This window comes from Elusimicrobiota bacterium, assembly GCA_026388095.1.
Taxonomy (GTDB): domain Bacteria; phylum Elusimicrobiota; class Elusimicrobia; order UBA1565; family UBA9628; genus UBA9628.
In genome coordinates this window covers 105470-119264 of the sequence record JAPLKL010000044.1, presented here as the reverse complement: position 1 = coordinate 119264, position 13795 = coordinate 105470, and the positions used below count along the sequence as shown (strand labels likewise).

The 13795-nt window shown below is 66.6% G+C and carries 15 protein-coding genes; 10 read left to right on the top strand and 5 right to left on the bottom strand.

From position 1 onward, the window contains the following. Positions 1 to 9 precede the first annotated feature (9 nt). Positions 10 to 1224, bottom strand: coding sequence for an MFS transporter (locus NTY77_10925; GenBank protein ID MCX5795998.1), 1215 nt, complete (start codon positions 1222 to 1224; stop codon positions 10 to 12). 72 nt (positions 1225 to 1296) lie between these two features. Here NTY77_10925 and NTY77_10920 point away from each other — a divergent pair, with 72 nt between their 5' ends. Next, positions 1297 to 2565, top strand: a complete 1269-nt coding sequence (locus tag NTY77_10920; protein MCX5795997.1) for a RecQ family ATP-dependent DNA helicase — start codon at positions 1297 to 1299, stop codon at positions 2563 to 2565. Between the two features lie 86 nt (positions 2566 to 2651). Here the strand turns inward: NTY77_10920 and NTY77_10915 are convergent, their stop codons facing one another. From NTY77_10915 to NTY77_10905, 3 genes are read right to left on the bottom strand one after another with little or no spacing between them, the layout of a single operon-like run. Further along, positions 2652 to 2966: a hypothetical protein gene (locus tag NTY77_10915; protein MCX5795996.1), complete on the bottom strand. Its 315-nt coding sequence runs from the start codon at positions 2964 to 2966 to the stop codon at positions 2652 to 2654. Between the two features lie 13 nt (positions 2967 to 2979). After that, entirely contained in the window at positions 2980 to 4062 is a 1083-nt protein-coding gene (locus tag NTY77_10910) for a nitronate monooxygenase family protein (protein MCX5795995.1), read from the bottom strand. A gap of 27 nt (positions 4063 to 4089) precedes the next feature. Beyond that, complete coding sequence (locus NTY77_10905) at positions 4090 to 4398, bottom strand: hypothetical protein (protein ID MCX5795994.1); 309 nt, start codon at positions 4396 to 4398, stop codon at positions 4090 to 4092. Between the two features lie 305 nt (positions 4399 to 4703). On the opposite strand from NTY77_10905, the gene NTY77_10900 reads away from it, so the two are divergent. The 9 genes from NTY77_10900 to NTY77_10860 all read left to right on the top strand — a co-directional run bounded on the left by NTY77_10900 (position 4704) and on the right by NTY77_10860 (position 11556). Next, positions 4704 to 5237, top strand: coding sequence for a DUF3332 family protein (locus tag NTY77_10900; GenBank protein MCX5795993.1), 534 nt, complete (start codon positions 4704 to 4706; stop codon positions 5235 to 5237). Between the two features lie 97 nt (positions 5238 to 5334). After that, entirely contained in the window at positions 5335 to 5580 is a 246-nt protein-coding gene (locus tag NTY77_10895) for a GlsB/YeaQ/YmgE family stress response membrane protein (GenBank protein MCX5795992.1), read from the top strand. Between the two features lie 42 nt (positions 5581 to 5622). Further along, entirely contained in the window at positions 5623 to 6366 is a 744-nt protein-coding gene (locus tag NTY77_10890) for a phosphatase PAP2 family protein (protein ID MCX5795991.1), read from the top strand. Continuing rightward, entirely contained in the window at positions 6366 to 7199 is an 834-nt protein-coding gene (locus NTY77_10885) for a phosphatase PAP2 family protein (GenBank protein MCX5795990.1), read from the top strand. The genes NTY77_10890 and NTY77_10885 overlap by 1 nt, the downstream gene beginning before the upstream one ends. After that, on the top strand, positions 7200 to 7589 hold the full coding sequence (locus NTY77_10880) for a hypothetical protein (protein MCX5795989.1): 390 nt from the start codon (positions 7200 to 7202) through the stop codon (positions 7587 to 7589). It begins immediately after the preceding gene. After that, positions 7589 to 9085: a DUF3943 domain-containing protein gene (locus NTY77_10875; GenBank protein MCX5795988.1), complete on the top strand. Its 1497-nt coding sequence runs from the start codon at positions 7589 to 7591 to the stop codon at positions 9083 to 9085. The genes NTY77_10880 and NTY77_10875 overlap by 1 nt, the downstream gene beginning before the upstream one ends. Before the next feature lie 19 nt (positions 9086 to 9104). Further along, positions 9105 to 9323 carry a hypothetical protein gene (locus NTY77_10870; protein MCX5795987.1) on the top strand — a complete coding sequence of 73 codons (219 nt, stop codon included), beginning with the start codon at positions 9105 to 9107 and terminating at the stop codon, positions 9321 to 9323. A 36-nt stretch (positions 9324 to 9359) separates the two neighbouring features. Continuing rightward, positions 9360 to 10502 carry a DUF2914 domain-containing protein gene (locus NTY77_10865; GenBank protein ID MCX5795986.1) on the top strand — a complete coding sequence of 381 codons (1143 nt, stop codon included), beginning with the start codon at positions 9360 to 9362 and terminating at the stop codon, positions 10500 to 10502. A 46-nt stretch (positions 10503 to 10548) separates the two neighbouring features. Beyond that, on the top strand, positions 10549 to 11556 hold the full coding sequence (locus NTY77_10860; GenBank protein MCX5795985.1) for a WD40 repeat domain-containing protein: 1008 nt from the start codon (positions 10549 to 10551) through the stop codon (positions 11554 to 11556). Positions 11557 to 11610: 54 nt separating this feature from the next. Here the strand turns inward: NTY77_10860 and NTY77_10855 are convergent, their stop codons facing one another. Next, positions 11611 to 13779 carry a type II/IV secretion system protein gene (locus NTY77_10855; GenBank protein ID MCX5795984.1) on the bottom strand — a complete coding sequence of 723 codons (2169 nt, stop codon included), beginning with the start codon at positions 13777 to 13779 and terminating at the stop codon, positions 11611 to 11613. Positions 13780 to 13795 lie beyond the last annotated feature (16 nt).

Genomic DNA, 13795 nt, shown 5'->3' with positions numbered 1-13795 from the left:
AGGAGGCGCTCATTCCACGAAATTGAGGTCGCGGCCGTGGGTATCCTTGAGCCCGAGCAGGCTGACCGAAGCCAAAGCGAAGCAGGTCAGGCCCACGGCCCAGGCGCTGCCGAGCATGCCCAGCGGGGCCTTGAGGATGAGGAAGCCGTTGGTGATGAGGACCACCGAGCCCCGCACGAAATTGGGCACGGTCGTGGCCACGGTGGCGCGCAGGTTGGTGCCGAACTGCTCCGCGGCCATGGTCACGAACACGGCCCAATAGCCCGAAGCCAGGCCCAGCCAGGACACGATGACGTACATGGTCAGCGGGGTGAACCCGCGCCCCAGCAGATAGGCGGCCGTGCCCAGGAAGGCCATGCCCATGAACAGGCCCACCACCTTGGTGCGGGTGCCCCAGATCTGGCTCAGGAAGCCGGAGGCCAGGCTGCCGATGGTTATCCCGCTGTAGCAGCAGGCCACGGCGATGGCCGGGTCGAGCCGGCCGGAGACCTCCAGGCTGGGAGCGAACTCCGGGATGAATATGACCAGAATCCCGACCACGAACCACATGGGCAGTCCGATCAAGGTGCAGCGCAGGTAGCGGCCCAGGCGGTCCCAGTGCGTGAACAGGCTCAGGAAGTTGCCTTTCTTGACGTGGGCATAGGACAGGTTCTGGAACATGAAGCTTTCCCGGATGCCGGCGCGCAGGCAGAGCAGGGCCAATCCCAGCCCGCCGCCCACGAGGAAAGCCTGCTGCCAGGTCAGGTACTTGCCCACCAGGGCCGCGGTCACGGTGCCGAACACGCCCACCGCGGCCACCAGCGCGGTGCCGTAGCCGCGCAGTTCCTTGGGCAGGATCTCGCTGACCAAGGTGATGGCCGCGCCCAACTCGCCGGCCAAGCCCAGACCGGCCAGGAACCGCCATAAGGCATATTGCGGTATGGACGTCACGAAGGCATTGGCCAGGTTGGCCAGGGAGTACAGGGTGATGCTCCCGAACAAGGTGGAGAGGCGGCCCTTCTTGTCTCCCAGGACTCCCCAAAGGATGCCGCCGAGCAGCATGCCGAACATCTGCCAGTTGAGCAGATAAGCCCCGACCCGGACCTGGTCCTGCCCGACCACGCCCAAGGCGGTCAAAGACGGCTGGCGGACTATGGGGAACAGCAGAAGGTCGAACATGTCCACGAAATATCCCAGCGCAGCCACGATCACGGTGAGGTTGATGACGCTCTTGACCCTGTGCATGGTGCCTGACATTCTACTTTTTTCACCGTATTCCGTAAGGGAACTTTTCGCGCCCTCGCTCGTACTCTTAGTATGGGAGCCTGGGAGGAAGTCCTGTTCCGCCGCTGGGGACACGATTCGTTCCGTCCCCTCCAGCGGGAGGCCGTGGCAACGGCGCTCTCCGGGCGCGACTGCATGGTGGTGCTCCCGACCGGAGGCGGCAAGAGCCTCTGCTACCAGCTCCCGGCGGCGCTGGGGCGGGGGCTCGTCCTGGTGGTCTCACCGCTCATCGCCCTCATGGACGACCAGGTGGCGGCCGCGCGCAAGGCCGGGCTGGCCGCCGACGCGCTCCACTCCGACCTGCCGGAGGGGCGCCGCGGCGAGGCCCTTCGCCGCCTGGCCAGCGCGCGCACCGAACTCCTCTACCTGAGCCCGGAGCGCCTCCTCGCAGGAGACCTCCTCCCGCGCCTCTCATCCCGGCTGTTCCTCATAGCGGTGGATGAGGCGCACTGCATCTCGCATTGGGGGCACGAGTTCAGGCCGGAGTACCGCCGCCTGGCTCCGGTCCTGGAGCGCTGCCCCGGAGCGGCGCGCATGGCCTTGACCGCGACCGCGACGCCCGCGGTGCAGGACGACATCTGCGCCCAGCTCGCCTTGCGCGGCCCCGCGCGCCTCATCGGCCATCCCGACCGCGCCAACCTCGTCTATCGGGTCTGGCCGTCGCGCGACCGGCCCCGGCAGGTCCTGGCGGTCGTGCGCCGCCACGAGGGCGCGGGCGGCATCGTCTACGCGCGCACCCGCGCAGACGTGGAGCGCCTGGCCGAAGAGCTCCAGGAGGCGGGAGTCTCCTGCGCGGCCTACCATGCGGGGCTGCCCGCCGACGAGCGGCAGAGCGTGCACGGCGCTTTCGTCGCCGGAAGGCTCGACGTCGTCGTCGCCACGGTCGCCTTCGGCATGGGCATAGACCGGCCGGACATCCGCTACGTCGTCCATGCCGACACGCCGGGCTCGCTGGACCGCTACCAGCAGGAGTCGGGCCGCGCGGGCCACGACGGCCGGCCGGCCGAGTGCGTCCTGCTGTTCTCGGTCCGGGACCTCGCCGCGCTCCTGCGGCTGCGGCGCAAGGACGGGGGACTCTCCTCGCAGCGCCGCCGCGCCCTCCTCCTCCAACTCCGCCAGATGGGCGGCTACGGGCTGGGCGCGAGCTGCCGGCACCTGCTGCTTTCCAGGCATTTCGGCGCGGCCGACCCTCCGGCGCCGGCGGGCTGCGGGGCCTGCGACATCTGCCTGGGCGAGACGAGCCTTCTGGACTGCGCGCGCCGCTGGCTGGGACGGCTCAGCCTCCGGTTCCGCCTGCGCTGATGCGGCCGCCATTCCAGATGCAGTTCGTCCGTCTCGCGCCAGCCCTCGCGGTCATGGCGATGACCAGGACGGCTTCCGGGGACCCTTTATATCAACCGCTTGCTGATATGAGTCCAGGCGCCCTGAAGCTCCTTGGTCAGGCGCTGCAATTGCGAAGCTTGGACCCGCCGCGACCGCCCATAGCGCCGCGCGGTGTCATCCACGAGCCTGCGGTAGGCCTGCTCATCGATCTCTTTGCGGCCCTCGATCTGTTCGAGCACCTCGCCTTTCATCTTCAGGGACCAGCCCGCGATCGGCCTGAAGATCCTGGGGCCCCGCTTGCCGTAGAGGAAATAGCTCCCCGCCGCGGCGACGGCGGCCAGCCCGACACCCCTTCCGATCAGAGTATCCCGCTTTTTCATGTTCTCCTTGCTCCTAACTCAGGCGCGCGAGCTCGGCCTCGGCCTCGGCGACAAAACCTGACAGCAGCTCGCGCGTGGAGACGATCTCATGCACCCGGGAGACATTGAGCCCCGCGAAGACCACCGCGTGGTCAAGGTCGCCCTTCACCGCGTTGAACAGGGCCTTGGCGATGCAGTAGGGCGCCGTGCGCGGATCGCAGGTCTTGAGGCACTGATAGCCGCAGTGGAAGGGCTCGCCCTCTCCGCGCAGCAGGCGGTCCACGAAAGGCGTGCGTATGGCCCGTCCCGGCATGCCCACCGGGCTGTCGATGATGACCACATCCTCCGGCCGCGCCGAGACATACAAGTCTTTGAAGGGCTGAGAGACCGAGCACTCGTAAGTGGCCACCAGCCGGGTGGCGATCTGCACCCCGGAGGCCCCCAGCGCCAGGAAACGGGCCGCGTCCTTGCCGTCGAAGATGCCGCCCGCCGCGATCACGGGCACGGGGGCAGCGGCGCAGTCCCGCGCCACGGCCAGCACCTCCAGGACCCGCGCTTCCAGGACGCCCGGGACCGGGGCTTGGACCTCGTCCTTGCGGAAGCCGAGATGCCCGCCGGCCATCGGGCCTTCCACGATGAAGGCGTCCGGGACCCGGCCGTAGCGCTTCTTCCAGCCCCGGGCGATGATGGAGGCGGCCCGGCCCGAGGAGACGATCGGGATCAGGCGCGTTTCGGTCCCCTCCGCGTGTTGAGGCAGGCTGAGGGGCAGCCCGGCCCCGGAGGCGATGAAGTCCGCCCCGGCTTGGGCCGCCGTGCGCGCGAGCTCGTCGTAGTTGGTCAGCGCCCCGAGGATGTTGACGCCGACGACGCCGTCGGTGGCGGCCTTGGCCTTGCGGATCTCCTCGCGCAGGGCGTTGCGCGAGGCGGCGAGGTAATCGCTCTCGTTCTCCGGGGTGCCGTAGCCCAGGGCCACCCCCGCGATGGTGCCGGCGGCCCCGCAGTCCGCCACGGCCGAAGCCAGCGCGGCGGTGGACACCATGACGCCCATGCCGCCCTGCACGATGGGCAGTCGGACCTTCAGGTCTCCGATGCGCAACGGCTGCAGTCTTCCAGGCATGATCCTGCCGTCAATCGGGGCGAGGTCTTATGACAACTCCACCCGGAAGCGGATCGTCCGGGACAGGAATTTCTGGCCGTCGTTCTGCGGCTGTATCCTGGCCACGGCCTGGTGTCTGCCCGGCATATAGCCCGACCAGTCATACCACCAAAAGCCGTCGGCCTGGCGGCAGGGCTGCCAGACATTATCATCTATCGATATCTCCACCCGGCCCGCCGCTCTGGCCCAGATGCGGAACGTGTAGTCTCGGCTGGTGACGCACACTCTCTCCTGAGGGTAATCCACGGTGATGTCCGCCGCGACAGCCAGCCCCTTTTGTTCCGGCGATCTGCTCATTTTGTCTCCTGTCCGAGCCTGCCCTCCCTACGGGCTGCTAGCGGACATGCGCCAAGGCGCCTTATTTATTGTACCTGCCTCCCCGCCCCCCTGCCTATCCGTAATTATACTCAAGGCGGGCGGTAGAATCGCGTAGGCCGACTAAGCCTGGGCGGCGTCGAGCACCCGGCGCAAGGCTCACCGTGGATAGCCCGAGGCCGGTGCCCCGGCCGACCCCTTTGGTGGTGACATCAGCGCATCCCCCCGGCCCCTCGGTAGTACTCCGAATAGACGGCGACTGGGGAGTATCAGTATGATGGGTTCCAATGATGAAGATGATGAAGAAGGCATTGCCTGTCGTATTGGTTCTGACCGTGGGGCTGGCCGGTTGTTATGGGCCGTTCAACCTCACCAAGAAGCTCTATCGCTGGAATGGCAGCATCGGCGACAAATGGGTCAATGAGGGCGTGTTCCTCGGCCTGGTCATCATGCCGGTATACTGCGTCGCCGCGCTCGGCGACGCGATCATCTTCAATTCGCTCGAATTCTGGGGCGAAAAGAACCCGGTGCAGGCCAGGGCGACCAAGTCGCTCCAGGCCGGAGACGAGCAGGCCGTGCTGAGCTACACGCCCGAGGACAAGCGCCTGCGCATCGACAGCTTCCGCGACGGCCGGCTCCAGGGCACGGTGATCCTTGAGCCCGGCGCGCAGGGCATGGTGGCTCGCGACGCGCGGGGAGAGATCATCCTCAAGGCCAAGACCCTGGATGATGGCCATATCGTCATCAGCGATCCCCATGGCCGCCGGCTGGGGACCTATGACCCCGCCCGCCTGCCGGAGACCCTGGCGCGGATGGACTGAGGCTCAGGGCCCCACTATGGCCTCGACGAGGGCCCTCCCAGGAGCCCTCGTCGGGGCCGCACTCGCAGTCGATCGGTGATTCAAGGAGGCAGCGATCATGGGTTTGTTCTATTTTCTGATCGTCGGGCTCATCGCGGGCTGGCTCGCAGGACAGGTGATGAAGGGAGGAGGATACGGCGTCCTTGCCGATATCATCCTGGGCATCCTGGGAGGCATCACGGGCGGATGGATCTTCGGCATGCTGGGGATCTGGCCCGGCGGGGGGATCATCGGGGCGATCTTCGTCGCTTTTGTCGGAGCCGTGGTCCTGGTTGGGATCACGCGCCTGATCAAAAAAGCGTAGCCGCCCGGGTCTGTGGGAGTTCACAAGGACAATGGGGACGCGATGAAGGCCGCGGTTCTGCTCGTCCTCTTCCTTCTGCTTCCAGCGCAGGCCGCGGCCGCGGAGCTCAGCGAGCTTCGGGAGGTTCCCAAGGATTTCTGGAACGGCTTCAAAGAGCAGGGCCGGCCGGAAGGCCTTCTGACGCTGCTGGCGGCCGGGGCCGGCGCCAGCATCGCGAGGTACGGGGGCACGACGACCTTCGATGATGTCCGCATCGCCGGCACCCTGCAGAGGCATGCTCCTCTGGGCAGCCGCGCCACCGATTTCGGGGCCGTCATCGGGTATCCCCTCTACCTCATCCCCGCCATGGGCGCCACCTACTTCGCGGGGTGGTCCTTGGACGCGCGCTCGACTCAGGAGTTCGGGTTATCAGGCTTCGAAGCGCTGGCATTGGCGGGGCTCGAGACGGAGATCCTCAAAGTCAGCGTGCGCCGCGTGCGCCCGGACCACTCCGACCTCGCCGCGTTCCCGTCGGGCCACACCTCGGCGTCGTTCGCCCTGGCCACGGTGGCGGCATCGCAATGGGGCTGGGAAGTCGGCGTCCCCGCCTGCTTGTTGGCGGGCTTCGTGGGCTATACGCGCATGGAGAGCAACAAGCATTATCTTTCGGACGTCTTGGCCGGGGCCGGCGTGGGGATCATCTCCGGGCGGGCGGTCTATAAGACCCGCCGGCGCGCGCACCCCGACAGATACGTCTTCGCGCCGTTCGTCTCCCCCGGCGGCGGCGGAGTGACGGTGTTCTTCTGATGCAGGCGGCCCTGGCTCTGCTGTTGGGCCTGGCCCCGGCTCTGCAAGCCGCCGAGGGCCAGAGATTCGCGTGGGACGAGAGCTGGCCCAGATTCAGGAGAGCGGAGTATTTCATCACCGGGCTGGCGGCGGCCGGGTCCGCAGCGGATTATTTTCTCGTCTCGCCTCCCAAAGCGGCCGCCTGGAAAGGCGAGATATTGTTCGACCAGGGCGCCAGGAACACTCTGATGGCGCGCTCCGGAGCGGGCCAGAACAGGGCCGGCGCCCTTTCGGACCTCTTGGTCTATCCGCTGATAGGCTACTCCATGCTCGATGGCCCGGTCACCGCCGGCTGGGCCGGCGGCAACAAGGACACCGCGGTCCAATTGGCCCTGATCAACGCGGAGACCTTCGCCGTCACCGAAGTCCTTAATTTGTCCATATCAAACCTGCTCCCAAGAAGCCGCCCGGAGGGCGACGCGTGCCCTTCCAACTCCAAGTACGACCCGCATTGCGTGAGGAGCTTCTGGAGCGGACACGCGGCCAACGCGTTCGCCGCCGCCTCTTTGGTCTGCGCCGAGCATGGCGCGTTGGACCTGTACGGCGGCAAGGGCGATGCGGCCGCCTGCGGGACTGCGCTGACGGCGGCTTCAGCCGTCGGCGTCCTGAGGATCGTTTCGAACGATCATCACGCCTCGGATGTCATCGTCGGCGCCGCGGTCGGAGCCGCGACCGGGTACCTGATGCCGAATCTCCTGCACTTCAAGTCCAAAAGGTCCCGCCACCACCTCGGCTACTTGATCCCCAGTGTCGGGCCTACCGGCGGCGGCCTCACCTATGTCAAGGCCTGGTAAATGAGAATCCTTTCGTTGCTCCTTTTATTGACTTTAGCCGGCTGCGCTTCCCAGCCGCGGCTGCGGCCTTTCACGACCGATGGGTGCAGCCTGTTTCCCGACGGGACATCGGAGCACAAGGACCTATGGCTCGATTGCTGCAAAAAGCACGACCACAAGTACTGGATGGGCGGGACCAAAGCGGAGCGCTTGCAAGCGGATATCGAGCTCCGCAATTGCGTCGCTGGCGTCGGAGAGCCCAGAACCGCGGAGTTGATGTTGCAGGGCGTCCGGGCGGGCGGAACGCCCTATCTGCCGACCCGTTTTCGCTGGGGCTACGGCTGGCGCTATTTCCGAGGCTATAAGCCGCTTACGGACAAGGAAAAGAAGCTCATTGAGGATTCCAAATGATGATGAGATATCCGGCCATCCTGGTCATGCTTCTCCTGCCCGTGCGGCTTGCCGCCCTGGATCCCCTGATCCCGCCCTCGGTCACCAAGGCCGCCGGCGAGACGGTGACCAAGGCCTCCACCGACACCGCCAAGAACGTCGGCCCCACCACGCCCGACCGCGTGCTCCCGGGTGAGCCGCCCAAGCGCAAGAACTACCTCATCCCAGCCCTGGAGATCCCGCTGTTCCAATTGACCCTGAACGGCTATAACCGGCTTGCTTCTGGAGTGAACGACTACGATTCGACCCTGAATACCGGCTGGCAGCATCTCCGCCACGGCCCCTGGGTGGTCGACCAGGATGACTTCGCGGTCAATCAGCTCGGGCATCCTTATCAGGGTTCCCTGTACTACGGTTTCGCGCGCGCCTCCGGCCTCAACTTCTGGGAAGGCTGGATCTACAGCAATGCGGGCAGCTTCATCTGGGAGACCTACGGGGAGACCACCGATCCCTCCATCAACGACCAGGTCGCCAGCGGCACAGGCGGGCCTCTCATCGGAGAGCCCCTCTTCCGGATGGCCAATCTGGTGCTCGAGGGGGGCGGCGGGCGGCCCGGGTTCTGGCGCGAGCTGGGAGCCGGGTTCATCTCGCCGCCCACGGCCCTCAACCGCCTCCTTTTCGGCGAGCGCTACACGCCGATCCTGAAAAGCCGCAATGCCGCGACTTTCGCTCAGGTGCAAGCCGGCGGCGGAGTGAACACGACGGTCCGCAATCCCAACAGCACGGAGACGATCAACCGCAACGTGCTCACCGCGGGCTTCTCCATGGCCTACGGCCTGCCCGGCCAGCCGGGCTACCTCTACCTGCGGCCGTTCGACTATTTCACCTTCGAATTGAACGGCCTGCGCGAGAACCGCTCCGACTTCGCCAATATCATGACCCGCGGCCTTTTATTCGGACAGAAATACGAGGCGGGAGACGCCTATCAAGGCGTCTGGGGCCTCTACGGGTCTTTCGATTACCTATCCCCGCAGGTCTTCCGGTTCTCGACCACGGCCGCATCTCTGGGGACCACCTTCCAATGGTGGCTCTCGCGCAAGGTCGCGCTCCAAGGCACGGGCTTGGGCGGCATCGGCTACGGCAATGCCGGGACCATCGCGCCTCAAGGAGACGAGAGGGACTTCCATTACGGCGCCGCGCCGCAGGGCCTGCTCTCCCTGCGCTGCATCTTCGGCACGCGCGCCATGCTCGACACGACCGCGCGCGGCTATTACATCACCGGCACGGGCGCCAGCCGCGCTCCCGGCAGCGAGTCCATCGGCCGCATGAATGCCTCCTTCCTGGTCCGGATCTTCGGACATCATGCCCTGGGTGTCAATTATATGCTGACCAGCCGGGAGGCGCGCTACTCCAGCGCGAGCCTGGCGGCCAGGCACCAGCTGGTGGAGACCATCGGCATCGCCTACAACCTGCTCGGCGACATCCATTTCGGAGCGGTCGATTGGGATCGGAACTGAGATTCGGAGGAGATAGATAATGAGAACCATAGGCCTGCTGTTGGTGATCGCCGGACTCGTCGTGCTGGTCAATAAGGGGATCTCGTACACCAAGACGACGCAGTTGATCGACGCGGGGCCGCTCCAGGCCAGCGTGCGGCACACCAAGCATGTGTATCTCGAGCCGCTGGTGGGGGTGTGCGGCGTCGCCGGCGGCGTCCTGCTCATCCTGCTCGGACGCAGGCCCAAGGCGCCCTGATGAGGGGAGCCTCCGTGATTCCCGTGGTGATCGAGCATGGCTGATCCAGGCCAAGCGCCGAGCGTTGCGCCTGCCCCGCAGGCGGCCGTGCCGCTGGCGGCGCGCGTCAAGGACTTCTACCTCGAACACGAGCCCGCCTGCACGACCGGCTTCTTCATCGCCGGCTACCTTTTCGACATTCTGGCCGTGGGCCGCATCGACCACCTGCGCAACATCATCCACCAGGCGGTATATCTCTTCCTCTGCGCGCTCTTCACCGGCCTGGAACTGCGGGAGCTCTACGGCGAATTCTCTCCCCCTCTGCGGCTGCAGACCTTTTGGCGCTATCATAAGGCCGCCACCCATTTCATGCTGGGCACTTTGCTCAACATCTATACCGTGTTCTACTTCAAGAGCGCCTCGCTGGGCGCTGCCTTGGTCTTCCTGCTGGTCCTGGCGGCCATCCTGGCCGTGAACGAACTCAAGCCCTTCAAAACCTCCGGCACCACGCTGCGCATGGGGATCTTCAGCCTCTGCCTGATCTCGTATTTCACCTACCTCGTGCCCATGCTGGCAGGCTCGATCGGCGCCTGGCCCTTCATGGGCTCCATGGCCGCGGCCGCCCTGGTCATGGGGGCGCTGGCGGGGCTGCTGCAGCGCCGCCTGTCCGGCCATCCCCACGCGCTCCGCAGGCACGTGCTCATCCCCTTCGCCGCCGTGCAGGCGTGCTTCGCGGGGCTCTATTTCGCCAAGCTGATCCCGCCGGTGCCCCTCTCGATCTCCGCGATCGGGATCTATCACGACGTGCGCCGCGTAGGCGACCGCTTCGCCTTGACCACGACCCGCCCGCGCTGGAAGTTCTGGCAGCGCGGCGACCAGAGCTTTCTCGCCCGTCCGGGCGACAAAGTCCATTGCTTCGTCAGCGTGTTCTCCCCCGCGCGCTTCCGGGACAGACTGCAGGTGCGCTGGCTCTTCCTGGACCCCGCGGCCGGCTGGCGGGAGTCCGACGTCATGCCGCTCGACATCATCGGCGGGCGCGCGGGCGGATTCCGCGCCGACACGATCAAGAGCCGCTACCAGGCGGGCCGCTGGCGCGTGCGCGTGGAGACCTCCGACCGAAGGGAGCTAGGACGCATCGATCTGACGGTGATCGAGGACGATTCGCCCGCGGCGCCGCCCGCGCGCACCGTTCTGCGATGAGCTATCATATGGTGGTTTGACCGGACTCCGAAGGAGGACCAATACCATGGCATCCCGCCTGCGCAGGACCATCCTGGCAGCCTTGACGGCGCTCTGGGCGATCCCCGCCTCGGCTGACAACGAGTTCACGGCCGGCTGGACCGGAGCCGGACACGTCGACGACGTGACCTGCGTGGCCTTCTCCCCGGACGGGACCCGGGCCCTTTCCGGCAGCCAGGACAAGACGGTCCGGCTCTGGGACCTGGGCAAGGGCCGGACCTTGAAGGTCTTCGCCGGCCACGAGACTCCCGTGGCGGCCGTGGCCTTCTCCACGGACGGCGCGACCGCCCTCTCCGTCAGCGACGAACTCTCCTTCCGGAGCTGGGACATCGCCACGGGCAAGCCGGTCCTGGCCTATCACGATCACGGCGTATTCATCTACGTCGCCGCCTTCTCGCCGGACGGCGGCCAGGTCATCTCCGGATGCAGCGACCGCACCCTGAGGCTGTGGGATTTCGCCCGGGACCAGGAGGTCGAGTACTGGGGAGGACGCTCCGATTACGTGGCGGCCGCGGCCTTCTCTTCCGACGGCAGACGGGCCCTGACCGGCGGCGGAGACTCCGAAGTCTGGGACGTGGCCAAGGGCAAGGTCCTCTCCCGATTGAAAGGCATCACCGGCATCATCCTGGCGGCAGCCTTGTCCCCCGACGGCAGGACCGGCGTGACCGGAGGCCGGGAGAATATCATCAGGGTCTGGGACACCCGGACCGGAGAACCGCGCGGAGTATGGAAAGGCCATGGGAAACCCATCCGGGCCCTTGCCTTCAGCCCCGACGGGCGCCTGGTCGTCTCGGGCGGAGAGGACTTCACGGTCCGGTTGTGGGACGCGGCCGCCGGCAGAAGCCTCAAGGTCTGGACCGGCCATACGGGCTACGTCCGCGCCGTGGCCTTCTCTCCGGACAACGGGCGCGCGCTTTCCGCGGGCAGCGATGGGACCCTGCGGCTCTGGGACGTGAGCCGGGCCTTGGCCGAAGCCAAGTCCGACGAGCTGGGAGCCCGGAAGAAGACGCCCTAGGCGCCAGGACGGCTTAGGCGCGCTGGATCCCCCACGGGCCGCAGAGCCGGCTCTTCAGGCCAGTCTCAGCCGCCTGAAGGCGGCGTCGATGCGGGCCAGGACCAGGGGGGGCTTGATGGGCTTCACGATGTAATCGTCGGCGCCGAGGCTCAAGGATTCCGCCTGGCTGCCTTCGTCGGCGATGCAGGTCAGGATGATGATGGGGAGCCCCAGCATCCCCAGCGACTGCCGCAGGGCGCGGATCACGCCATGGCCGTCCATGTTCGGCATGTTCAAGTCCAGGATCAGGAGGTCCGGCGGGTTCTGGGCGATCTTCGCGAGCGCCTGGATGCCGTCTTCCGCTTCTTCGACCGCGTAGCCCTTGTCCTGGAGGACCTTCCGGAGGATGCTGCGGCTGACCTTGTCGTCGTCCGCGACCAGGACGCGGTTGCCCGCCGCTTTTTCTTTGGGTTGCGCGGGAGACTGGGCCGCCGGCGGCGCCGGTACGGAAGCCTCCTTCCTCGCGGCGGCATCCGCGCCGGGATCCAACCGGACGTAAGGCAGGACCTCCTCGAGCGTCGTGTCCCCCTGGGAGAGATGCCATAAGGCGTCCGCCAGCATGGTGTGGAGCAGCCGGCGCTCCAAGGCGTGGGCGCGCAGCGCCGTCTCCCCGTCTCCCGCGCTGATGCGTTCCTTGAGCTCGGGAGTGATCTCCAGGAACTCCAGCAGGGCCAGCCGGCCCTTGAAGCCGTTGAAGTCGCACTTCGGGCAGCCCACGGGCTTATGGTACGCCGTCTTCATGCCCTGCCGCGCGAAGGCTTTTACGAGAGCCGGGTCCGACTCAGAGGCCTTGACCGGAGCCTTGCAGTCGGGGCAGAGCCGCCGCACGAGCCTCTGGGCGCTGATGGCGATGAGGCCGGAAGCGATCTTGAACCGCTCCACGCCCATGTCCGCCAGCCGGCCGATCGAGCTCACGGTGTCGTTGGTGTGCAGGGTGGAAAGGACCAGGTGGCCGGTCAGGGCCGCTTGCAGGGCGATGTCGGCGGTCTCCCGGTCGCGGACCTCCCCGACCAGGATGATGTCGGGGTCCTGGCGCAGCACCGAGCGCAGGACCGCGGCGAAGCCGAGCCCCTGCTTCTCCCGGACCTGCACCTGGTTGATCCCTTCCAGCCGGTATTCGATGGGGTCCTCGACGGTGACGATGTTGGTGTCTTCGGATTTCAGCTTGTTGATGAGGGCATAGAGCGTCGTGGTCTTGCCCGAGCCGGTCGGGCCCGTGACGAGGAAGATCCCCTGAGCCGTCTTCAAGGCCGTTTCCATCCGGGAGGCGACCGTCGGCTCGAAGCCGAGCTTCTGGAAAGGGACCTCGGCCGCGCGGTTCTCGATGATGCGCATGACCACCTTCTCGCCGAAACTGGTGGGCAGGATGGAGACGCGCAGCCCCACCTCGTGCGCCCCGACCCGGAGCTTGGCGCGCCCGTCCTGCGGGCGCTGGTGCTGCGAGATGTCGAGGTCCGCCATGATCTTGATGCGCGAGACCAGCGCCCCGACCGCGATGTGCCGGGGCAGGACCATGACGTGCTTGAGCATGCCGTCGATGCGGTAGCGCACGTGGCTCTCCGCCTCGTCGTGCTCGATGTGGATGTCGGAAGAGCGCATGGCCACCGCCTTCGCGATGATGGCATCGGCGAGCCTGATGACGGGCAGCTGGACTCTTTCCTCCACCTTCGATTCCTGCGCGCTCCCCCCCACGACCTCGACATGCTCGTGGACGTCCAGGCGCTCCAGCAGGTCGAAGATGACCGTCTCCGCGCTGTAAAGCGACTCGATCAGCTTGTCCACCCGTTCGGCCAGGCAGTAGCAAGGGACCGGCCGGCGGCTGGAGATGGCCTGGACGTCGTCGAGGGCGGCCTGGTCCGTGGGATCCGCCATGGCCACCGTGATCGTTTCGTCGTCGCAGGTGACCGGGAGCAGATGGTGCTTCCGGCAGAGCCTCTCGGGCACGAGACTCTGCGCCATCTTGTCGATCATCTCGATCTGGAGGTCGCAATAGCTGACGCCGTGGGCCTTGCGCACGATGGCCGCGACCTCCTCCTGGGTGGCCAGCCCGGCGCGGATCAAAGCCTGCCCGAGGTAGGGCTCATTCTTCTGGCGGAACCTCTCCACCGCCTCGGGGGTCACTCCCTTCAGGCCCAGGACGGCGCGCAGCAGCCATTCATCCAAGAATCTATATTTCAGAGGCATCGCGTTTTCCCCGCCC